The organism is Bacillus sp. SIMBA_074, from assembly GCF_046534555.1.
GTDB lineage: Bacteria > Bacillota > Bacilli > Bacillales > Bacillaceae_G > Bacillus_A > Bacillus_A mycoides.
Map to the genome: position 1 here is coordinate 1 of NZ_JAWRYM010000782.1, position 258 is coordinate 258.

The 258-nt window shown below is 41.5% G+C and carries 1 riboswitch.

Features of this window, described 5'->3' with window-relative positions:
- Window positions 1-62: 62 nt before the first annotated feature.
- Window positions 63-162: riboswitch (purine riboswitch) on the minus strand.
- Window positions 163-258: the final 96 nt, after the last annotated feature.

Consider the following 258-nt stretch of genomic DNA (forward strand, 5'->3'; position numbering starts at 1 on the left):
TTTCATGGTCAGTTTCCCCCTTGTAAGCATGCAAAAATTCCCGGCCGACGAATAGGGTATGTCAATACACAAACCCCATTCGTAGCCGGGAATTTACGGTTCCCTGTAGAGACCCTCAAACCATATTTCTGAGGATATACGAATCGTATCATTCATCTAGCCAGTTACGTACTGCACAACAAAAATTATTGTAGCGCACAAGCTGAATCAGGTCAATATAATTTATCGATTTCGTTCGTGTTATGAGCAACAATAGAC